Here is a 23,972-nt window from a genome sequence, read left to right as displayed (position 1 = left end):
ATCTCCTCCTTATTCCACTGTTTTAGGAACCTTAAACGCACCGTTTTTCTGCTCTGGTGCATTTTTCAGGATGGATTCCCTGTTGATGAGCTCGCGCTCCGCCAAACCAGGATGAGGAAGGCTTTCTTCTCCCGGTATATCCTCCCGGAATACATTGGTCAGGGGGAATCGGTGAGTCATGGGTTCTACGCCCTCTGTATCCAGCTCGTTCAGCTTGTCGATATAGGCAAGCATGCGCTCCATGTCCTTTTTGGCTTCCTCTTTTTCGGCCCCGGACAGCTCAAGCTTTGCCAGAATTCCCACGTATTCGATCATCTCATCACTTACCACCGGACGAACGTGAATGGGACCGGCTTTTGAAGTCTTTTCTGTCATATCTGCCATGGTTCTTTCCTCCGTTTCTATGGCTCCAGTCTGGTCACGTCGCGCGGAAACATCGTCGTCTCACGGACATTCTGCTCGTTTAACAGCCGCATGGTCAGTCTCTCCAGACCGATTCCGAGACCTCCGTGAGGCGGCATACCGTATTTGAATATCATCAGGTAGGATGCCAGTTCCTCCGGGTCCATGCCCCTCGCTTCCATCTTCTTTATGATGGCATCGTAATCGTGGATTCTCTGGCCGCCTGTGGTGATCTCCAGGCCACGGAACAGCAGGTCGAAGCTCAGCGTATACTTCGGATCCTGGGGATCGTCCATGGCGTAAAACGGCCGCTTCTTTGACGGGTAATGTGTGACGAATACAAAATCGCTGCCGAACTCCTCTTTAAAATACCGGCCGATCAGATTTTCTTCCTCCGGCTCTAAATCGTAGGGGTTGCGGATCGGACGGCTGTATTTCTCTGAAACGAGTTCCTTGGCCCGTTTAAAGGTTACAGCGGGAATCTTTGATACGTCCGGAAGTGTAACATTTAACATCAGGAGTTCCTTCTCATATTCCTCAGAAAGAAGCTTCATTACGTATTGAAGCATGGCAGTCTCCATGGCCATCACATCTTCAAAGCCGTCGATATACCCCATCTCAAAATCTAAACTGGTGTACTCGTTTAAATGACGGGTGGTGTTGTGCTTCTCGGCACGGAACACCGGAGCCGCCTCGAATACCCGGTCATAGACACCCACCATGGTCTGCTTGTAAAACTGCGGGCTCTGTCCCAGCTCTGCCTTCTTGTTAAAGTAATCCAGCCGGAACACATTGGAGCCGCCTTCTGCGCCGCGGGCCACGATCTTCGGCGTGCGGATTTCCGTAAAATGCTGGGAATGAAGGAAATCCCGGAAGCCTCTGACGATGCCTTCCTGAATACGGAATTTCGCCCGTTCCATGGGGTTTCTCAGCGTGATGGGGCGAAGGGCAAGCTTCGTCTCCAGGGAAGTGTTCAGCTTCCACTTGCTGACGGCGATGGGAAGAACCTCGGCCGGAACCGAGAGAACCCGAATCTCCGACACGCGGATTTCCAGGCCGTGGGGAGCACGCGGCTCCGGCGACACGGTGCCGGTGACGATGACGGTGGATTCTTCTTTTAAGTCATCGGCGGACGGCTGTGCCGCGCCCTCGGGGGACCGCTCGCGGACACACTGGATTAAGCCTTCTGCTTTTCTCAAAATGATAAAGCTCACTTCTCCCATGTCGCGTATGGTGTGGACCGCCCCGCTTACGGCTACGGTCTTTCCGGTGTAAGCACCAGTGAGTAAATCGGCCAGTTCTGTTGTTTCTTTCTTTTGGATACCTTTGATAAATTCCATGTCTGCACTCTCCTTACCATAGCTACTAATGGTTGGATTCCGGGAGAGGGGTGCCTGTTCAGCCTGGCTGACCAGTCCGCAGGAACCTTTCAAATGCTCTGCCTTCGCGAAAAAAAAGAGCCCCGCCCCGGAATACAGTTACATATTCCGGGACGGGGCTCTCTATGATAAGATCCCGCGGTACCACCCGCATTGAGATACTTTGCTTGCTATCTCCACTCTTTCACTTAACGCGTGTCACGGACATACCTACTCCTGACACCGGAATACTTCCGGCCGCTTCGGGATGTCGGCTCCAGAGTGTTCCCTTAACTCAGTCCCTCATGACGGCGCTCTCAGTCGGTGACGCCCTCTTCCTGTCAAGTTTCTTAAGTCAGAGTCTCTTTCTCAGCCTTTGGTCTTATAAACAATTCACCACTTCACTACGATGAATTTCATTTATGATAGCACACCGGTTTTCTCTTTGCAATACCTATTTTTCACAAAAGAATCGGGGCTTGTTGACTTTTATTGTCGAAAAGGTTACAATTATCTGCACGTTTACTACGTAAGATAGGGGGGTTTTACATGTCAAATATTACCATCTCCGAGGCGCCGGCTGAAAACAAAATGGGTGTCATGCCCGTCAACCGCCTGCTGTTCTCCATGTCTCTGCCCATGATACTTTCCATGCTGGTTCAGGCCTTATACAACATCGTCGACAGCATCTTTGTGGCTCAGATCGGAGAGACCGCACTGGCGGCCGTATCGCTGGCATTTCCGGTGCAGAACTTAATTATCGCGGTGTCCGTCGGCACCGGAGTCGGCGTCAATGCGCTTCTGTCCCGCTCTCTGGGAGAAAAGAACCAGGAAACCGCCAACCTGGCGGCCGTCAATGGGATCTTTGTGTTCTTTTTAAGCTATCTGCTGTTCGCTGTCTTCGGCCTCTTCTTTGCCAGGATGTATTTTTCGGTTCAGACCTCGAACCCGGAGATCATCGAACAGGGTACCATTTACTTATCCGTCTGCTCCATCTTTTCCTTTGGGATCTTTTTAGAGATTGCGCTGGAGCGGATCATGCAGTCCACCGGGCGGACAATCTATAATATGATTACGCAGGGACTGGGAGCCATCATCAACATCATTCTGGACCCGATTCTCATCTTCGGGCTGTTCGGATTTCCCCGAATGGGGATTCTGGGCGCCGCGGTGGCCACGGTAATCGGCCAGATTATCGCCATGCTCCTGCTGCTCTATTTCAACATCAGGAAAAACAGCGACGTGAATCTGAATATGCGCCGTTTCCGTCCGGACACAGCGATTATCGCTGAAATCTACAGAGTTGGGCTGCCTTCCATCATCATGCAGTCCATCAGCTCGGTCATGACCTTCGGTGTCAATAAGATCCTGCTGCTCTTCTCTGAGACGGCGGTATCCGTATTCGGAATCTATTTCAAGCTTCAGAGCTTTATCTTCATGCCAGTATTCGGCTTAAATAACGCGATGGTGCCGATCGTCGCCTACAACTACGGCGCCGCGCGGAAAGACCGTATCATGAAGACCATCCGCTCCAGCGTGACTGCGGCGGTCGCCATCATGCTGGCAGGGCTTGCCATATTCCAGATTTTCCCAGAGCAGCTTCTGTATCTGTTTGACGCTTCGGAGCATATGATGGGAATCGGCGTTCCGGCTCTCCGCATCATCAGCTTAAGCTTCCTGTTCGCAGGGTACTGCATCGTGATCGGCTCCGTATTCCAGGCGCTCGGCAACGGCGTCTACAGCCTGATCACCTCTGCCGCCAGGCAGCTGGTATGCATACTTCCCGCCGCCTGGCTCTTCGCTTCGGTGTTTGGCCTTCACGCGGTCTGGTACGCATTCCCGCTGGCGGAAATCATATCCGTCGTACTTACGACCCTCTTATTCCGCAGGATCTATCAGAAGAAGATTCAGTTGTTGTAAAGATTCAGCAAAAGGCTGGCGCATCTGCCAGCCTTTTTATTTCCCCTCACGCTCCTCCGGCAGCACCAGGCAGTACGCCTGCCGGTACTCTTTGGCCGTGATTCCCATGTATTTTTTGAACAGCCGGCGGAAATAATCGACATCCGTGTATCCGCACTCGTAGGCGATCTCACTGCCCGTCAAACTCGTTTCAATCAACAGGCGGCAGGCCCGGTTGATTCTGGCTTCGTGGATGGCATCGGTTAAGTTTCTGCCGTACACGGCGTGATAGACCCGGCCCAGATGATCCGGGCTGCATTCCAGCCTGTCGGCGAGAAACGAGGCGGACAGCGGCTCTTTCCAGTGCTCCCTGATATACCGCGCCGCCTGGTTGGCCAGATAAACCTTCTGCCCGCTGACCTCCAGCGGAGAGAGGGAGTCGGAAAGCTCACACAGCAGCTCCAGAAGCACCAGATTCAAAAATGTCTTATCATCGCGGCATACGTTCTGCCTCCGGATAAACCGCCGGAACAGCTCCTCAAACGCCTCCGGCTTCGCCAGACGTATCAGCTGCGGAAGGGCCATAATATCGCTGCCCATGCGGAGAGCCTCTTCCTCTATGGTAAAATGGAGCCAGTAAAAAGTAAGGTCCTCGTCAAAATCCCTGGTTCCCCCATGATGGCGTCCCGGAAACAGGATGAGCGCCTCCCCTTTTTCCACATCGTACTCCACGTCCTCCTCGAATATCCCCAGAGTCCCCGAATTGACGTATATAATCTCAAATGTATCCATGGTACGCTCCACATGGCGTCCCCGTCCCTTTGTCACCAGATAGCCGGCATTTAACGCCTGTACCGGCAAAAGTGCTTTTAAATGCAGAAAATGTTCCATCCTTCTCTTTTCCGATAGTCGGAATCCTCCAGTTATTCTCTCCTTTCTCCTCTTGTATAATGCCACGGAAACTGGCAAGATAGAGAAAGATAAGAATTCTTATAAACGCGGAAAAAACCGGTCCATTTCCCGCCTTACCAACACAAGAATACCAGAAAATTTTATAAATGAAAAGAGGATAGCGGCAATTCAGCCGCAAATATTGGCTTATGGTTACAGTTCTACAAATTAAGCAGATGGTGTCCCAGGCCTATTTCGGGGATGCTGTCATGACGGAAACGGATTATTCCAGGGGCCGGAAGCTGTTTATCGCCGAAGGCTGCTGCGCCAACGGCGTCGTCACCCTGACAACGGGGGCGTTTCTGTCCGGCTACGCAGGCTATCTCGGCGCTGACGATTCTTTAAACGGAATCATCGGTTCTATTCCGGTGCTCTTATGCACCCTGCAGATGTTTTCTTCCGTCGTCCTGGAAAATTTAAGACAGAAGAAATTTTTAATCGCCTGCTTCGCGCTGATCCACAGGCTTCTGCTCTCCTCTGTCTTTTTTGTGCCTCTGGTGGTCGAAGATAATGCGGGCCGCCTGGTGGCGGTCGTGGCCATCTATGTAGTCGCCCATTTCTTCGGCGCGTTTATCGGCACCGGTACGGGCAGCTGGCTTCTCTCCCTGGTTCCGGAAAACATCCGCGGAACCTATCTGGGGCGGAAGGACGCGTTCGCCTTTGCATTTACCACGGTACTCAGCCTGCTCTGCGGCCGTATTCTGGACTGGATGAGAGGCGCGCATCAGGACCTGCTGGGGTATTATATCATCGGACTTATTGTACTTTCCACCGCCTTCACGGATTTCTGGTGCCTTTCCTCAATCCGGGAACCGGTGCAGGAGACTCACCGGCGCAGCTTAAAGGCCGCTGTCATCGATCCGCTCCTCGACAGGGAGTACCGGAAGGTCATCGGCCTTTACATGTTCTGGAACCTGGCCCTGCAGGTAGCCGGACCATTTTTCAGCGTGTACATGGTTACCGGCCTCTCGCTGGATTATACCTATATCACCTTCCTGGGGCTGATCGCTTCCTCCGTCCGTGTCGTGGCGGCCTGTTTCTGGGGACGTCTGGCAGACGCCACCTCCTGGCTTCATGCGGCGCGCTGCTCCATGCTCCTGCTGGGCCTTGTACATACGTCGTGGCTGTTTATGACACCGGCCACCTGCCTGATTTTACAGCCCATACTCCAGGCTCTCTCCGGGGCCGCGTGGGGCGGAATCGCCATCGCGGTTTTCAGCCTTCAGTACCAGTACGCCCCGGCCGACAAGCGGGTCACGTACGTCAGCGCCAACTCCTCCTACGCAGGCTTATGCGGATTCTTCGCCACGCTGCTTGGCGCGTCCCTGTTAAAGATCCTTCCGGAGTTTTCAGTCGGGGGATTTAAAGTGTCCGGGATGCAGATGATTTTCGCATTGTCCGGAGTGTTGATTATGCTGTGCGTGAGATACATGAGACGGTTAAAATAAACATTTGCCCGCTGCAGAAAAAGGCAGCCGCTTCAGATTATTCTTTAGCGGCTGCCTTTTTCCTATCGGTATGCATCCATGCACTGATCCAGATATCTCGGATAATTTTCATTGATCCACAGATTGGTAAGAAGAGTCTCGGCCTCCTCAAAGCTGGCTTTTCCATAGTCTGTTTTATCCAGCACCTTCAAAATTCCCTGGGAAGCTCCGTAATCCAGACAATCGCTGTACTGTCCCGCAGACATGCCTCGGGTCTGCTCCGCAAGCCAGGCCAGCTCTTCATTATCGCGCGGCAGCTGGTTCGAATCATATTCCACCTCTTCATATTCAATCGGTGTCGAAAATCTTTGGCCGGCCGCCTCTGTAATCAGCTCCGGGGGCGTCCCATTCTCCAGTTCCTCCTTCACAAAGGCCCATACTGACTGTAATTCTTCAGGATACTCCCCGACCTTCATGCCATAATACATATAGATACCAACCCTGGCTTTACAGCCCTTATCCAAATAAGCGGCGTCCGCCTGCTCATATAACTCCTGAAGCTGTTCTTTCGTTGGCTTCAGCCTGGTCTCCAGGAGTTTTTCCTTCAGGGCATCCCTTACTTCCATCTGCGTCCTGGATATGTATTCCATCAGACCGTATGTTTCCGGCCCATAGGCAGTCTGTCCAGGTTCCGCTCTCCTCTTATTTTCCCTGTCCAGGGATTTTTTTATGTCATCCAGAGTGATGTCCACTTCGATTTCGTACTTGGCTGCCTCAATCCGCTCCACCGTATCCGTAAACAGCGCATTGACCGCCTCTGTCCGCAGAACCTGGGAAGGTGTCTCCCCCCCAATCGTGCTGTCCCAGAATCCCTTTTCGTTGGGGTCCTGCTGATAGGTCTGGTAGAAATAGGAGCTGACCTTTGCCCGGAGATCATCCTGGTACAGCGCCAGATGTTCCCGGGTGATCGCATAGTTTCCGATCCGCATAACAGGCTTATCCGCCTTTTTATACAGCCAGATTCCCGATGCCACCACTCCCGCCATCAAAAGCCCCAATAAAATGCACATCACCGCATTGGGGTAGGAAAGCTTCTCAAGTTTTAATCGAAACGCCATTCGCCTCATGATCTCCTCCGCTCCTCATTTCTGCCGTCACATTCGGGTATGAGCTGTTTTCAGCCCATACCCGCCATAACTCTCTTAATTCTTTCTGTATTTTACCATTTCCTGTGTCAAAAGTCTCTCTATTTCGTGAATTTCTTCCATAGAAGCATCTGCATCGGCAAGTATGCGCTCTGCATCAGCGATAAGCTGTTTTAATCTGGCTTCATCTACATGACTGAACTCGCTTGTTTGAATCTCCTTTGCCAGATTCACGATGAAGCTGAGATTCTTTTTCACTATTTTTTCCGGCTCATACTCTGATTTCCACGTTAATGCCGGTTTTACCGCTCCCTCCTTTGCAGTTCTGGAGGAGTGGATTCCTACATAATTGTTTGAAGCTGCTGTCGGGATACTGATCTCAAAGGATATTTCTTCTTCCCCTGCGCGGATCGCATCACGCACAGCTTTGGTCACATCAAGCTGTTGGATCAGACTTTCCGACGCCATGCTCTTTGTCATAACTGCAGCAGGTTCTGCATCGACTCTTTCCGGGAAGCTGTTAAAGGTTACTGTCGCTCCCTCCCAGTCATTCTCCACCCGGTAGATATGAAGCAGCTCGAAATCAGCGCTTGGCATGCCAGTTAATTCATATGACAAATAAATATGTTCCGCGTCCCCGGGCACATGTTCCAGATCAAACTTCATTAAGGACTTTCTCGTATAACTCTGAGCGCCCGTATCGTATTTTACAATCAGGCTGGAGGAGCCGCTGAAATTCTTATCTCCATCGGTTCCGCCCTGAACGTAGACGTCATCCATCGTGGCCGCCGCTTCATCTCCCACCTGTACCTCTACCGATGCGGTAATTCCTGCGGTGTTAAAAAGCCCCTCTGTCAGCTGTAAGCTTCCGGTCAGTGTATACACACCGTAAACGTCCTTTTGATAATCGCCTCTCTCCCAGGTAATTCCCAGCATATGGGTATTTCCCGCGTTGTCATAGGCCTTAACGGTCTCCGGAAGCGCTATCCCGGCAAATTTTGTTCCAGGCGCCACCTTGATTCTGTCAAACTCTTCGGCAAGCCCGACAAGCTCAGGCTTATCCGTTTCAGCGATTTTCAAAGTCACTTCGCTCGTCTTTCCCGTCGTTCCTGCGGTTTTTACGGACAGCTTAATAAATGGTGTCTTCTGAATCACCTCTACGTTAGCAGCCTTTTCTACAATCTCTCCTCCGGCGTATGGGATTGAGACTTCGATGGTTCCGTTATTTTCCTGTGTCGGGTCTGACACGCCTACCGATACCAGTCCATCGCTTACCTGCATGGTCACGGAAGCGGCCTTGTTTGAGGTGATCCCTTCCACCGTCTTTCCCTTGCTGTTCCAGAAATTCACAGCGGTCAATCCCAGTGAGTTTTCTCTTACTGCATGAGCGTCCCCGCTGCATTCCAGGATTTCAATATCAGGATTGGCAGCATAATTTTCCGTTTCTTGCGCATCCTTCCCCGGCAGAATGACATAAGAGTAATCCGCATCGGTTGGTTTCTTCCCGTGCTCAAACCAAAAAGTCGCAAACTGGTTTGTCTCTTCGCCTTCCGTGGTTCCCTGGGTATTCCAGTTGCCGGTTCTCTTCTCTTTTAAAGCCATGATATCGGCTTTTCCAGGGAAGTAATAACCAATGTCGGAATGATCGGTATTTCCTTCCAGATAGAGCCACGATGCCTCCGGTATTTTTGTTCCTTTTCCTGCGCTTTCAGCACCGTCGTCTCTGATCGATCGTTCTTCACCGTCGATTAAGACCTGGTTGCTTCCATCTTCCTTTAATTTCCTGTTTTCAATCACTGTTTCCACATAATTTCCTGTGGAAGAGGTAATTCCGCTTCCGACTGCAACGATCTCATCGTCAAACAGGAACCAGGACTTTTTCGCATCCGTACCGTTTCTTGTGCTTCCACTGTTTCCCAGTGTTTTATAATGCATTCCGGCCGTTCCGTAATCTCCCAGGCTGGAGCCGCCAACCCAGCTGTAGATATTCCTGGTGCGGTCTCCTGCTCCGTCTGGACGCGTGACGTACTCTGTCGTTGTTCCTGCCAGACGCTTCGGATCCACCGTAGCCCAGTAACCGGTTCCGTATTGATCCTGATCCCCGTTATAAAGGTAGGTCATGCCGTCTGAAATGTTCCAGGTGCGTTTTCCTTCATCATTGATCAGTTCATGTCCATATGTTCTGTCTGAGTGCATCGACAGTGCAAAACCGTAATCCGGCCTTATATGCACCAGCTTATCCATGCTGGCAAACAGCTTATGAAGCACGTATTCGCTTCTCGGCTCAATGGAACCGTCATTCATGATCTGATTTGCCTTCATCAAGGATGCGATATGGCTGCTCTGGCTATAATAATACGCCTCGTCAATGCCGACATAATATTTGATCATGCTGTTAAAGCGCTCCTGCTGCTCTTTTGGCATCGCATCCCCGATCAGCATCATTGCATCCAGGATTTTGGCCCCTCTCAGCCTGTCATTGGACGTATTTCTCGTTATATCTCTTCCTGAAATCATGTCCATACACAATCCATTGTAAATAAACGGTTCAATTCCATCAAATACCATATCGAAGATGAGCTGCTCCGCTTCGTCGTCATAAGTCAGCTCGTACTCCGATCCGGCAAACACGCTGAACAGGATACTCAGCTTTTCATACAGCTGCGAACCGTATCCGCCCATATAGGCCAGCGCCTGATGTTGAATAAAGGAACCATCTTTGTAGAAGCCGTCTCCCGAAGTCACATACTCAAACACGGTCTTGTACGCATTTTTTACATGCTCCAGTTTGCTTCCGTTATCCGTCAGAAGCCCTGCCTGAGCCACTACCATACCTTTATCGATCAGGTTGGCCCCCGTCATCGCCGGTGATCCGGGATATCCCGACGGCTTGTCACATACATTGGTAAACCGGTTGACTGCCGCCGCATAGTTGGTGATCTGCTTCAGGGTAAGATCATCGTAAAGAATCAACGCCGTATCCATAAAGGCAATCGGCCCGCCAATCTCCCAGTGCCACCAGTTTCCAAAGAACGGGGTCTTATCGTCACTGCTGCTGTAATGGTTTTCATTCATAAAGTCGAGAGCCCGGATCAGCTCTTCTTTCAGTTCATCGTTTTGATACAGCACACAGCCTTCCGTCGCCCACGCAATCGCCATGTCCTTCAGGCGATAGAATGTCTGAGCCACATTTCCGGAATGCACCTTTGCGTTTGCTCCCGTCCCTGCTATATAGCTCATATCGAGATCACTCCAGAGATTGGTTCTGGAAGCGTCATCGCTCTTAATCATGGAGCTCCAGTACTCTCCGGCCTTCTCATCCAGACCTGTTATGTACGTCACCACAGCCTGATTTCCAGTATCCAGGGTGCCGCCTAACAGGTTATTCAGCCATTTTTCTCTCAATTCCACAAACTCCGGATCCACTGGCTTGTCCGTTTTTGAGGTGCGTGTGACAAGCTTTGGCGCCTGCTTTCCTTCTGCTCTCGTAGAGTAGAAATCAATCATGTTGTCATTGGCCTCTGTCGGGCAGCTGATCTCAAAGGATATTTCCGTTTCTCCCTTTGCCAGAGCGTCTGTCACCGCTTCACTGACATCAACCGTCACCAGTTCACCGGATATATTCGCTTTTGTAATAACTCCTGCCGCTTTTTCCGCTGTTTTTTCCGGAATCGTATTCCATGTGACGGCGGCTCCGGTCCACTGGCTGCCGATCTTTTGTACGAGAGCCTCCGTAAAGTCTTTCGCAGGATTGGAATTGCTGATGCCTCCGGTCAGCTGGAGGACCAGCTCTGCCTCCTTTGTGTCACCGGCAGCCGATGACAAATCAAATTTCAGCAGTGTTTTCCGGGTATAGCTCTGATTGCCGTCCGAATACTTTACCCGCAGCTTCGCCGCATCGTAGTTGCTGAATGACGTGCTCACTTTATCGGCATCCGTTCCGCCCTGCAGATATACATCCTGAATCGCCGTTACGGCTGATTCACTGGATTCCAGTTCTGCGATTGCAGTGGCCATCTCCGCGGCCAGTTCATTGATTCGCTTTCTGACCGGCTCCGTAAATAGGCTCTCAGAGGGCGGCCCCACCTTTTCATACGTCAAATCACTCTGATCATACTCCGTTGCAAAAAGGGCTTCCGCTTCTTTCATAAGGGTTTCCAGTTTTTGATAAGAAGCCGCCGTATAATCAGCCGCATTCCGCTCTTTTGCATTTTTATACACTGCCGGAAGATTCGGCAGGGTTACCGTGATATCATATTCCGGCATCCAGGCTGAGGTCTTAAAGTTTCTTGCCTTGAACACAATACTGTCATCGTATATCTTCACGTGATAGCCGGTTCCGGTTTCCTTCACCCCATTCTCAGAATCATTATACGAGGGCAGATCAATCATGGTACCGAATCCGCGGTCAATGGCTTCCACAACTCCAAACCCGTTATGTATATGGCCTGACAGATAGATTACCTGAGGGTATTTCGAGAATATCTCCTTTACCCTTTTATCCTGATTGCCAAAGTCATTTAGAATATTGCTTCTCCAATGAGTATCCTTTAATGCATTATGCCCCAGCACAAAAATCGGTTTGTCAGGACTGGCGTTTTCCGCCAGCGTTTTTTCCAGCCATTCCAGCTGATCGTCTGATAAATACATCGCATCCTTGATGCCGTTTTCTGTGTTAATGGCGATAAAATGATATCCGCCCAGCCAGCGGTCAAAATACACCTTTCCGTCCGTATCCGGCATATATCTGGAATTTCGCTCCAGGTAAAGTGCCTTTGCCGTCGGCCAGTACTTGCTGATCACGGTCTCGTCCTTATTCCAGTCTGCGGAGCTGGTCCCTCTCACATCGTGATTTCCCAATGTGATCATGATCTTATCGTCCGAAACAGGAGAATACTGATCCATTATCCTGTACATCGCGTCATACTGGGCCTTCGTGCCGCTCTGGGTAAAGTCTCCCAGATTCATGATGCCAAGCGTGTCCGGATCCATGGTCCTGATATCCTTCAGCCCCGCAATCATATTGACTGCGTTTGTTTCCGTGAGGTCATCTGATTTTATATGCACATCCGACACGACCTGAAAGCTGGCCAGAGGCTTGCTGCCTTCCAGAAACTGATTGTACCTCTCTTTCAGTGCTCTGACTGCAGCCATAGCTGCAGCCGTTGTCATTCCCTCCAGAGCACTCTTCGTTTGCCTTATCTCTTCTGCCATAGAATCAATTCTGTCCTGTGGATATTCAGAGCCGGGTTTTATCACAGACAGCTGCTCCGCCATCTGGTCAACGATGGCCGAAGCCCCTTCTGCCTCATAGATGGTTTTTACGGTTGTATCCGCAAGCACCTTGTTATAAACCCGAAGCTCATCCACCAGGCAGCCGCTCATGCCATAACAGCCTCTGCCGTCACCTCCCAGGATAAAATCAAGCTCCGTATCCACAGTTTTTCCACTGTGTTCCGCCATGGAGATGGAGGAATACTTCTCCCCATCCATGTAAACAGTCATGCTTCCATCACGGTCAAACGTGCCGACTACGTGATGCCACTGGTCATCATTCGCGGATATCTTCTTGATCTCGATCCGCTTTCCGGATATTCCGGAAAAATTCATGCGCACATCCGTATCGCTGCTGTTATTGTAATTTCCAAATGCCCAGCCCACGTTGCTGCCGCTTAAGTAATTTTTATTGGAAAGTATGGTTCCGTTGTTCTGTCCATGGTTCTCTGTCTTCATCCAGAAGGACAGGGAATAATCAGAGGTACCGAACATCAAGTCCTTCGCACGGCCGTAATTTACGTACTGTTCGGCCTTCGTATTCCCCTTTCCCGCAGATTCTCCATTGTTCAATGAGATAGCATTTCCGCGAATTCCCTTCTCATATGCGGGTGCTCCGATCACGGTTCCATTGTTTCCGTTTCCTGTAACATCCGTGATCTGTCCTGCTGTAACGCTGCCCTCATCGAAGGTGGAGTGCATGACAAGGCCGTCTTTCAGCAGCTCCTCCGTCCCGCTCTCATCCGTATTATCCTGGTAAAGCCCTTCGATCTTTGCAGCGCTTAAGGCTCGTGCAGAGGCTCGTGCATTCTCCAATGGGGCCCCATATGTCAAATTCCCCATAGCCATGGTCACTGCCAGCGCCGCTGCGCACAGTTTTTTCCATTTTAATTTCATATAGATTTCCCCCCTACTGAATCCAGGCTCCGTTTTCGTCTACCTGGCAGCCATCAGGTGTTGTAGTTCCGGTATAGAGAGCGCCCATGGAACGGCTGCCGCTTTCCGCACTGCCGCGATTCCACTTCCCGTCTTCTGTATTCTGCCATCCGGTATTGCCCTGCGTAACCGGATTTAAGTAATACCACGTACCGTTTACCATGGTCCAGCCAGTCATCATCGCTCCGGATTCATTTAAATAGTACCACTGGCCATCGGCTTCCTCTTTTACCCATCCCGTGTGCATGGAACCATCACTGCCTAATTTATACCACTTGTCTCCATCCAGAATCCAGCCCGTCTGCATATAGCCGCTGCCGTCAAAATGGTACCATTTGTCGTTTATTCTGGCCCACTCGTTCTTCGCGCAGCTTCCATCACTCTTCTGGAATCTCCAGTTATTATTTTCTGCTGCCTGCCACTCACCGCTCACATTGACAGCCGTCCGGTTCACTCTCACAGAGCTGGAACCACCTCCTGAGCTGCTTCCCGAGCTGCCTCCTGAGGACGATCTCTTCACCACAGTGATCTGGAAAGTATCTGTGAATACTTTAATGGCATCGTTGACTGCGATTCGATAGGTAACCACGACATCCTTCGTTCCGGCTGTTCCGGTATTCACATCTCCGATCTCATATCCGCTTACCGTCTTCGTGCTTCCGTCACTGTACACGGCCGCTACGATCAGGCCAGATGAGCTGAAACGTTCTCCCACTTTATATTCTGTTTTCGATGGAAGCGCCGTAATCTTAATTCCAGTCATCACCTTTGTAACCGGATCTGTTTTTCCGCTTAATACAAGAGCGTCAACGGCCTCCTTCAGGTTCTCATATGCCATGTCTACGATTGGCTGGTCTGCCTTTGTCAGCGTCTTATCCCTTAAGACTGCTTTTGCCTCAGATAATGCCTCTCTCATTGCATCGTACGTTTCCTCGGTATAATCTTTCTTCTTTTTCGACTCCGCAATGAGGACGAGATCACGAAGTGCATCTGTATCCGCCTTCTGGTTCTCTTCCGAGTCCATATTCCAGATTGCTTCCATCAGCTCTGTATATGCCGTATGTACTTCCAATTCCGTGGCCTTTGTATTTACCAGAACTTCAGCTGCTTTATTAAATGCCTTCATAAAGCGGTTCTTTGCTGCTTCTGTCAGCTGTCCCACCTCACCGCTGTTAATCAGTCCAGCCGCTTCCGTATAGAGGACGAGAAGTGCATTCTTATCTTCCGGCTCAATGATGCTGACTGAAACGGCTGCAAACTTCTGTTCCGGATTCTCGATGGAATCGTGATTCGCCAGATCCAGATAACCGATACAGGTATAAGAAAATTCCTTTTCCGGATCGTAGGCATTGTCCGGGAACCAGTACTGGATACCGACCTCCGCCTCCTGTCCGTTATCCAGCAGCACGGTTGCCATTTCCGGAAGTCCCAGTTCCTCCCACGGTGTTCCCACCAGCTGAATAATTCCTGGAATATCTTTTACAGCCACCACCTTGTGCAGCGCTTCCATAACATTGACGGTACACGTAATGGGCAGATTGATGCCTTCTGCTTTTCCGTATACGACAAAGGTTCCTTCCGTCTGATAATTTGCAGGGTTGATCGAATTCCATTCTACGGTCACGCTCTTTGTTTCCTCATTGGAATACGTAACAGTAACCGTCTCCGGAAGGACCGGCTTCTTTCCTGCAGATGTCGATACGGATACAGCATCTACCTTCATCTCATATACATTGCTCAAAACAATCGTCGGCTCCATCATTCCGGACGCTTCCCTGGAAGCAAAGTCAATCCCTCCGTTGTCGCCATTTGCATACTCTCCGAAATAATCGGTCAGCATGAGGAAGGAGAATTTTGTCTGGCCATTTTCAGCGTAGGCTTTCTTCACCCAATCCGTCACATCCAGCTCTACTATGTTTTCGTGATTGTCCCTGATGTCTTTATAAACGATTTTTTTGTCTTTTATCACCAGATTATCAGCGGAAAATGCTGGAGTCGTATTCCATGTCACAGTATCTTCCTGCCACTCGTCCCCGATTTCATAGACCTTCAAATAAAAATGGTTGTTGATATTTTTATAGTCGCTGTCGCTGACCGGTCTGGTCATCTGAAGCTTTATGGTGATGTTTGTTGCTGACTTCAGCATCTCGCTTTCATTTGTCAAGTCAAATCCGAGCAGACCTCTTCGCGTATACGCCGGGTCACTGCTGGCCGTCTTGACCTTTATCACATTCGGAGTAAGCTTTCCGTAAGCGGCGTCGCCATCCTTTTCCTGCGTAAATGCGTCCTTGACTGCCCCGGTTTCTTTTACAGTCTTTCCGTCACCAAGATCACCAATTACCCTGACTGTCGCCGCACACTTTTCCTTTAATCCGGACACACGGCCTTCTACGGTAAATTCCCCTTCGCGCGAATACTGCTCCAGAGTTAATTTATCCCATACAACCTCCAGCTCCATGGTAAGTCCGCCGGCGAATACAGCATTCACCTTGTCCGGGAGTTCCGGATAAATGCCTGCAAATGTCGTAACGTCCACGCTTTCATAGCTTTCCGGTGCATCTGCCACGACAATAGTCGCAGTCACCTGGTTCGACAGTCCGGGAAGTACGCCTGGAAGTTCGATGACGCCCGCCTCCATACAGTCTTCTTTTGTCAGCTCCTCCCATTCCACCGGATACTGATACGCGGTTCCGTCCAGAACAACTTTTAACGTCCCGGGCAGTTCCGGCACAACGCCCAGTGTTGTGACCAGATTGACTTCCTCTACCTCTTCCGCCTCTTCATCCTGGCTTGAGTATTCCAGCGCTCCGATGTCTACGCGGCCGGCAATGGTATTGCCCATGATATCCTCTGTAGGCATACCTTCTATTCTCTGGCCTGCTAAAATACAGGGAGAGCCCTCTGTCAGCTGGTACGGCTCTGCCAGCTCCTGAATTCTCTCTTTCGTAAAATCAGAATCGATCAGGTCTTCCAGATCCTCTAAAGGATACTGATACGCGGAATACGTTTCTCCCGCCTTATAGTCTTTCAGCATCGGATCCGCGAAAATATTGCCTTTTGCGGTCAGGCTGTCTTTGTCCAGGACGCTGCCCGCGTTTGTGTTGGCAATAGTATCCGGGTAGAAGCAGTTGTTTTCAATCACACTGTCTTCATGGATTGCAGATCCCTGTTCCAAGACCGCAAAGTCTATAACAGCGCCGTCTTTTGCCAGCACGATGTTGTTCTTAAAGTCCACAAAGCAGGTTCTCTTGCTCTTACCGCCAAACAGAGAGGTCTGTTTTCCTTCTCCGAATACGACAATCGTGTTATTGTAGATTTTCCCCACATTCGGTCCGGCCGAGCTGGTGTTGTCGTAATGGAAGGTCTGCTGCTGCATCCTGCTTCCGTTCGGATATGTACCCGTTCCGTCATTGATACTGACATTGTAACGGAAAATGGTGTTTTTCTGGCTGGACATAAACAGCATGGCACCGCCGCCGCAGTCGTGGCTTAAGTTATACTGGAATATATTGTCCACGTTCATCATGTCGGAGTCAAAGGCTTCTCCGTCATCATAGCCATACTTATTGCCGTATGCCTCGTTGTACTGCACGATTACGTCGTCCGCGAACATGGTCCAGCACTGAGCATAGTTTACAGTTCCCCGATCCAGGCCGCAGGAGGAATTAACCATGTTTCCTTCCACCAGGCCGCCTTTCGTCTCTGTCAGTACAATACCGTCGCCGACCACATCTTCCAGATAGTTGTTTCGTATGGTCACGTTGGAATAGTTTTTGAGGAATTCATTCTTTCCCCATCCGCTGCTTCCGATATCCGTGTTGCACTTGTTCCGGATACCTTCAATCGCCACGTTTTTCACGTAGTTGCCTTCAATCAGGACATCCTCGAAGGCCGCGCGTCCCATAGCCTTAGGGGTCAGATTGCCGTTATCGTCAATGGTAACCCGGTTACCGTCCTTATCGAGATAGTGTCCCATGACGATAATACCGCCGGAGGTTTTTCCTCCCTTAAAATTAGAGTTTACATCGTGGACATAACAGTTCTTAACCACAATGTGCTTATAAATCTCTTTCTGATTGGATGAATAGATCAGGATACCGGCACGTTCGCTGGTACCGCTGTCCATGGCCTCCCCCATCTCATCGGTACTCTCCAGGTTCGTTACTTCCAGATTGTAGATTTCCCAGTACTCTTCGTTGTAAATGGTGACGGCTCCGGTAATCGACGGACCAGAGGTGCCGTTTCCATTAATTACAGGGCGGCTTCCTTCGCCGTACCTGTCAATGGTGATGGGAGCGCCTTCCTGGCCGCTTCCTTTTGGATTCAGCGGCTGGTTCCAGATACAATCTGACTTCAGGAGAATTTTGTCTCCAGGTAGAAAGGTTTTGGAATTTACCCGGTCAAAGGATTTCCAGGCGGTATCCTCTGTCTTTCCGTCTGCCGTGTCGTTACCGTCTCTGGCATCCACGTAATAGGTCGTCCCCTCCGTCTGCATCTTTAACGCATTGGATGCGGTAGAAAGGCTGGCATTGGAATCTGTCGCGGTACGGTCATTTGTGTCATAGCTGTCCCGGCTGTTCACTGAGGTATCAGCAAATCCAACCATATTAACAGGCAGCGCGCTCATCATCATAACTGCCGCCATCATGCCCGCGGCTTTTCGTTTGAAACGTTTACTTGTTTTTTGCATAACAATATTTCCCCCTTGCTTTTTTTTCGCCTCTTTTTCAAATCAATCAAACGCCGTTTATCTTCTTTTTTTCATTTTTTAACCTCCTTACGCTTGAATTATCTTATACTGGTCATACCAGTTTTTGATTTTGAAAGTATAATACTAATTATGGTGGACTTAATTTTTCAGTATTGGGGAATAGCGGCTTCCGCACGCATAGAAGAAAAAATTTCTTTTGATAAAAGAGGCTGAATAGTCAGAACGCGAATAGACAGATGCAATATTTAAACACAAAAATACCGATAATACTTGACATAATTAGTATTATCGGCAGTAACGAAACCTGCTTCTGCATTCCAGAAGGCAGTAAATGATAGGATATATGGAAAGTATAGCATTGGGAAAAACTGGCAAAAATAAATAATTTGCTGAATTATATTAAAATTTTAATATTCTGCCTTTTTTAAAATGTAATATTACCATATTCTTGTACTTTTTTTATTTTTTTGCCCCTTTTTCGCATAGAAATCACCGTCACCCGGATATGAACAGTCAAAATAACCGGGAGCGCCGATCACATGTATTCTGTGTTCGACACTCCCGGTCATCTTTGTGGTGAGCTGAAAGCCCGACGGGCGCGGGATACCAGGCCTCTCTGCGCCGTCTTGCACCTAAGGTTAATAAAGAACCGGAACTACTCTCCTTTTCCTCTCTCCATGCAGGACTCTCTCACGATCAGCTCCGGCTTCAGGATCCGTTCCACCCGGCTTTCCTCATCCGGCACGCCCTTTATCTTTTCCAGCAGCAGTTCTGCCGCCATAGCGCCCAGCTTTTCCTGCGGATGGGCGATGGTTGTAAGCTTCACCGCCCCGTTTTCTGCAATAAATGAATTGTCGTATCCCGTTACGGAGATGTCCTCTGGAACACGGATTTTCTTCTTTTGAAGCGCCTTTAAAACCTCCAGCGCAATCTGATCGTTATAGCAGACGATGCCGTCCATGGCGGCTCCGCTCTCCAGCATCATTTCCAGCACCTTCGCCGGCTTCACCGCCCGGTCCTCCGTATGGAACCAGATCACCATATCGGGATCGTAGGGATAACCGGCCTCAAACAGCGCCTTCACATACCCCTTGTGGCGCTCCCTTCCCTGGCTGTCGTCCGCCTTGAAGATCCCCAGAATCCGCCGGTGTCCCAATTCGATCAGATAGTTTGTCACCAGATAACCGCCCATACAGTCATCCATCAGGATGTGCGGCTTATTTTTCATCTGCGCATAGTATCCCTGTATGAAGACATAGGGAATCTGGTAAAAATCAAGTTTTTCATACAATGCCATATTGGCGCAGAGAATCTCGCTCTTGCTGGGTTCCACGATCAGACCGTCGATATCTTTCTCCAGGATTTCCTCGAGACAGCGGCTTTCCTTCACGCGGCTGTTGCCGGTATTTTTCAGGATAATGCTGTATCCCTCCGCCGTCAGTACGCTGTCAATGCCCTGGATCAGCCTGGGGAAAATATAGTCCGACAGGTACGTGGTGATAACCGCAATATTCCCCGACCCCCTGTAATCCATTCCGCCGAACGAAAGTGAGGGGGACTTCGCTCTTCTAATTTTTCTGGAGACAAAGGTCCCTCTGCCGTGCTCCGCTTCTATAAATCCCTCCTGCGCCAGGATGGACAGCGCCTTTCGCACCGTATGGCGGCTCACATGGCGGGAGGCGGAAAGTTCATTTTCCGAAGGAAGCTTATCCCCCGGCCTCAGCCGACCGGCAATGATATCACTCTTCAGTTCCTCCATCAGCACGTAGTATTTCGTCTTCCCGCTCTCACCCTCTTCCCGGCCTGACGGGCTGCCGTTACTTCTGTCCATAATACGCGTTTGGTCCATGCTTGCGCATAAAATGCTTATCCTGCATGGACTGCGGCGCGGGTTCCACACCGCGGTTTAACATCTCAGTCACAAAATTCATCTTTGCAATCTCTTCCAGCACCACGGCATTATGGACCGCGTTCGCGGCATCTTTTCCCCAGGTAAAGGGGCCGTGGTTCTTGCACAGAACCGCAGGCACGTGAACCGGATTCCTGTCGCGGAAGGTCTCGATAATCACCATACCGGTGTTCTTCTCATATCCCTCTTCGATCTCCTCCGGCGTTAAATTCCTGGCACAGGGAATCTCCCCGTAGAAATAGTCCGCATGAGTCGTCCCGTAACACGGCAGCGCGCGGCCCGCCTGGGACCAGGCCGTAGCCATGGGAGAATGGGTATGGACGATCCCGCCGATTTTCTCAAACGCCTTATACAGCTCTAAGTGAGTAGCTGTATCGGAGGAGGGATTTAAGTCCCCCTCCACCTTATTTCCATTTAAATCCATGACCACCATGTCTTCCGGCTTTAACTTATCGTAATCCACACCGCTGGGTTTGATAACAAACAGTCCCTTTTCCCTGTCAATTCCGCTGACATTTCCCCATGTATAGGTGATAAGCCCTCTTCTTGGCAGTTCCATGTTGGCCTCATAGACCTCTTTTTTTAATTCTTCCAGCATCGTGTCATTTCCTCTTTTCTATTTTTTGTTTCAGTGCATGCAGATGGCAGGAATGAGCCGTCTGAACTGTTACGATTTTTCAGACACGCCCCGGCAGACACTCGACTGCGGCGCGCTCGATCGGCAAGCCGCTTATGTACCGCTCCATAAATACCTCGAAGCCGCGCTCATCCGCTTCCTGCGGCTCCATAACCACGCCTTCTTCGTCGGCAAATACGCTGTCTGCCAGGTACTTGTCGAGAGAGGCGCTGCCTCCGTCTTTTCTGTAACGCATATAGGAAGCCAGGATTGCCGCGCCCCATGCGCCGCCTTCTCCGGCAGTTTCCATGACGGTCACCGGTACGCCGGCCGCCGCCGCCATAATCCGCTGTCCCACGCCCTTTGTCTTGAATAATCCGCCGTGGCCCAGCAGACTGTCCAGCTTCACGCCTTCTTCCTTAAACAGGATATCCATGCCCACGCGGAGCGCTCCTAATGCCGTATATAAGTGAACGCGCATGAAGTTCGCCAGATTGAAACGGCTGTCCGGCAGACGCACGAACACCGGACGTCCCTCTTCAAAATGAGTGATGTGCTCTCCCGAGAAATAATTGTAGGCCAGAAGGCCGCCGCAGTCCGGGTCGCCTTCCAATGCCAGGTTATATAAGGTTTCAAACAGCTGGTTTCTGTCCGCCTTCATCCCCATCGCCGCGGAAAACTCTTCAAACAAATCCACCCATGCGTTTAAATCAGAAGTACAGTTGTTGCAGTGTACCATAGCCACCAGATCACCGGCCGGCGTTGTCACCAGATCCAGCTCCTCGTGAACCTTTTTCAGTTCCTGTTCCAGAACTACCATGGCAAACACGCTGGTGCCTGCGGACACATTGCCGGTGCGCTTCGCCACGCTGCCCGTAGCCACCATACCGGTTCCTGCGTCCCCCTCCGGCGGACAAAGCGAAATACCGGGTCTTAAGGCGCCGGTCGGGTCAAGAAGCTTCGCGCCCTCTTCCGTCAGTTCTCCGGCTTCCTCTCCCGCGGTCAGCGCCTGAGGAAGAATGTCACGGAGCTTCCACGGCAGATTCTCTCCGGCCGTCAGCTCGTCAAACTGAGCGATCATTCTCTCATGAAAATCCTTCTTATCGGTATCGATCGGAAACATACCGGCGCAGTCGCCGATTCCCAGCACCTTACGCCCGGTCAGTTTCCAGTGTACATACCCCTCCAGTGTGATCAGGTAATCAATCTCCGGCACATGCGCCTCTTTCTTCAGAATCGCCTGGTACAGATGGGCGATGCTCCATCTCTGCGGGATATGGTACTGGAACAGCTCCGTCAGCTTTTCCGAAGCCTCCTCCGTCATGGTATTTCTCCAGGTACGGAACGGCACCAGGATTTCTCCTGCCTTATCGAAAGCCATATAGCCGTGCATCATGGCGGAAATGCCAATGGAGCCGACGGTCGTAAGCGTCACACCGTAGCGTGCTTTTACATCCTCCGCCAGCTTTGCAAAGCTGTCCTGAACGCCCTCCCAGATGTCCTCTAACGTGTATGTCCAGATATTGTCCACGTACCGGTTTTCCCAGTCATGGCTCCCGGAAGCAATCGGCTTCTGGTGCTCATCGACCAGAACCGCCTTGATGCGTGTAGACCCCAGCTCCATACCCAGAGCCGTTCTTCCGTCTAAAATGCTTTGATATACGTCCCCCGTGAGAGCGTCCCTTTTTTCATTTAAACCATCAGTCATAGTTTTTCCCCCTCTCTAACGGTAAGCAGCAGAATTCCATCTCAATTCATTCTTAAAGCTGCGGATTGTAGTGTCCTCGTCGATGTAGACGGCTTCGATTCCCATGGAAGCGGCCCAGTCGCCCATCTGCTCTGCAGTCAGATCGTAGGAAAATGCCGTATGGTGTGCGCCGCCGGCCAGAATCCAGGCTTCGGCTCCGGTCTTTAAGTTCGGTTCCGGAGTCCAGAATGCGGTGGCAACCGGAAGCTTCGGCATCGGTTTCTCCACTTTTTTGCAGTTCACGGTATTGATGATGAGGCGGAACCGGCTGCCTAAGTCCACCAGCGATGTGGCCACTGCCTTTCCTTCCTTTGCGGTAAATACAAGACGGGCCGGATCCTCCCTGTCTCCCATGGACAGCGGGCATACCTTGATGGCGATCCTGCTGTCCGCGATTGACGGGCATACCTCCAGCATATGTGCCTGCAGAATGCCTTCCTTTCCCGGAACCAGGTTATACGTGTAGTCTTCCATAAAGGAAGTTCCCTTCGCGCCTTCCATACCGGCTGTCATGATCTTCATCAAACGCACCATGGCGGCAGTCTTCCAGTCGCCCTCGCCTCCGAAGCCGTATCCTTTTTCCATCAGACGCTGAATCGCCAGACCCGGAAGCTGCTTTAAAGAACCGAGGTCTCCGAAATGAGTCACGATCGCCTGATAATCCTTTTCCACCAGGAATTTCTCAAATCCCAGCTCGATCTGTGCCTGTACTGCCACGTGCTTCTTAAACTCTCCGGCATCTCTTCCCTCTAACAGAATATCGTACTTATCGTAATACTCTTCCACCAGAGTGCTTACATCGCCTGCTGCCACGTCGTTTACATAATCTGCAATCTCGTTCACCGGATAGGCGTCGATCTCCCAGCCGAACTTCATCTGGGCTTCCACCTTATCGCCCTCGGTTACTGCTACATTTCTCATATTATCGGCCACGCGGACGACACGGATATGGCTGCTCTCCATGATGCCCACCGCGGTTCTCATCCAGGAGCCGATCGCCGCCTGCACCGAACTCTCATCCCAGAAACCGACGATAACCTTTCTCTCAATGCCCATTCTCGTCACCATGTGGCCGAATTCCCGGTCTCCGTGAGCGGACTGGTTCTCATTCATGAAATCCATGTCAATGGTGTCATAGGGAATCTCCTGATTAAACTGCGTATGTAAATGAAGCAGAGGCTTTCTGTACTCCTGAAGGCCGAGAATCCAGGACTTGGCCGGTGAAAACGTATGCATCCACGTGATGACACCCGCGCATTCCCCGTCACTGTTGGCCTCATGAAACAATGCGCGGATCGATGTATTGTCGATCAGAGTCGGTTTCCAGATCACTTCATAAGGCAGAAGTCCCGACCGGTTAAGCCCCTCTACAATGATTCCGGAATGCTCTGCCACCTTTCTCAGACACTCATCTCCATAAAGATCCTGTGACCCCGTTGCGAACCAGAACTTGTATGCTTTCCTCTCCATAAAAAAATCCTCCTTATCACTGATATTATTATACTACAACAGTACCACTTGTACCATAGTGTGAACAAGTTGTTTTTTATGGACTGCTGTCTTAGTTACGCCGACGGGGGCGTGAAGCGTAATCTGT

Annotated in this window: 12 protein-coding genes; 2 read left to right on the top strand and 10 right to left on the bottom strand. The window is 50.6% G+C overall.

What is annotated here, in order from left to right; all coding sequences use genetic code 11:
• Nucleotides 1-9: 9 nt before the first annotated feature.
• Both gatC and aspS read right to left on the bottom strand, forming a co-directional pair.
• Nucleotides 10-384, bottom strand: a complete 375-nt coding sequence (gene gatC, locus H8S80_RS23975) for an Asp-tRNA(Asn)/Glu-tRNA(Gln) amidotransferase subunit GatC (protein ID WP_117622150.1) — start codon at nt 382-384, stop codon at nt 10-12.
• Nucleotides 385-401: 17 nt separating this feature from the next.
• A complete protein-coding gene (gene aspS, locus H8S80_RS23970) occupies nt 402-1,742 on the bottom strand; it encodes an aspartate--tRNA(Asn) ligase (RefSeq protein ID WP_117622149.1) in 1,341 nt (446 codons plus the stop codon).
• Between the two features lie 567 nt (nt 1,743-2,309).
• On the opposite strand from aspS, the gene H8S80_RS23965 reads away from it, so the two are divergent.
• Nucleotides 2,310-3,680: an MATE family efflux transporter gene (locus tag H8S80_RS23965; protein ID WP_117622148.1), complete on the top strand. Its 1,371-nt coding sequence runs from the start codon at nt 2,310-2,312 to the stop codon at nt 3,678-3,680.
• A gap of 36 nt (nt 3,681-3,716) precedes the next feature.
• Here H8S80_RS23965 and H8S80_RS23960 read toward each other — a convergent pair whose 3' ends face one another.
• On the bottom strand, nt 3,717-4,550 hold the full coding sequence (locus H8S80_RS23960) for a helix-turn-helix domain-containing protein (protein ID WP_117622147.1): 834 nt from the start codon (nt 4,548-4,550) through the stop codon (nt 3,717-3,719).
• Between the two features lie 269 nt (nt 4,551-4,819).
• On the opposite strand from H8S80_RS23960, the gene H8S80_RS23955 reads away from it, so the two are divergent.
• Entirely contained in the window at nt 4,820-6,058 is a 1,239-nt protein-coding gene (locus H8S80_RS23955) for an MFS transporter (RefSeq protein WP_243009711.1), read from the top strand.
• Between the two features lie 62 nt (nt 6,059-6,120).
• Here the strand turns inward: H8S80_RS23955 and H8S80_RS23950 are convergent, their stop codons facing one another.
• The 7 genes from H8S80_RS23950 to araA form a co-directional block, all read right to left on the bottom strand.
• Nucleotides 6,121-7,155: a hypothetical protein gene (locus H8S80_RS23950; protein ID WP_243007932.1), complete on the bottom strand. Its 1,035-nt coding sequence runs from the start codon at nt 7,153-7,155 to the stop codon at nt 6,121-6,123.
• 84 nt (nt 7,156-7,239) lie between these two features.
• On the bottom strand, nt 7,240-13,353 hold the full coding sequence (locus tag H8S80_RS23945) for a polysaccharide lyase family 8 super-sandwich domain-containing protein (protein ID WP_117622144.1): 6,114 nt from the start codon (nt 13,351-13,353) through the stop codon (nt 7,240-7,242).
• 13 nt (nt 13,354-13,366) lie between these two features.
• Nucleotides 13,367-18,082, bottom strand: coding sequence for an Ig-like domain-containing protein (locus H8S80_RS23940; protein WP_117622143.1), 4,716 nt, complete (start codon nt 18,080-18,082; stop codon nt 13,367-13,369).
• Between the two features lie 676 nt (nt 18,083-18,758).
• A complete protein-coding gene (locus H8S80_RS23935) occupies nt 18,759-19,934 on the bottom strand; it encodes a GntR family transcriptional regulator (RefSeq protein ID WP_117622141.1) in 1,176 nt (391 codons plus the stop codon).
• Entirely contained in the window at nt 19,921-20,610 is a 690-nt protein-coding gene (locus H8S80_RS23930; protein WP_029467380.1) for an L-ribulose-5-phosphate 4-epimerase, read from the bottom strand. The genes H8S80_RS23935 and H8S80_RS23930 overlap by 14 nt, the downstream gene beginning before the upstream one ends.
• A gap of 79 nt (nt 20,611-20,689) precedes the next feature.
• A complete protein-coding gene (locus H8S80_RS23925) occupies nt 20,690-22,252 on the bottom strand; it encodes a xylulokinase (protein ID WP_117622160.1) in 1,563 nt (520 codons plus the stop codon).
• Between the two features lie 99 nt (nt 22,253-22,351).
• Nucleotides 22,352-23,845, bottom strand: coding sequence for an L-arabinose isomerase (araA, locus tag H8S80_RS23920; RefSeq protein ID WP_117622140.1), 1,494 nt, complete (start codon nt 23,843-23,845; stop codon nt 22,352-22,354).
• Nucleotides 23,846-23,972 lie beyond the last annotated feature (127 nt).

The sequence above is a fragment of the Hungatella sp. L36 genome, assembly GCF_014288035.1.
The sequence above is the reverse complement of the archived record's forward strand: the minus strand, read 5'-3'. Positions and strand labels throughout refer to the sequence as shown.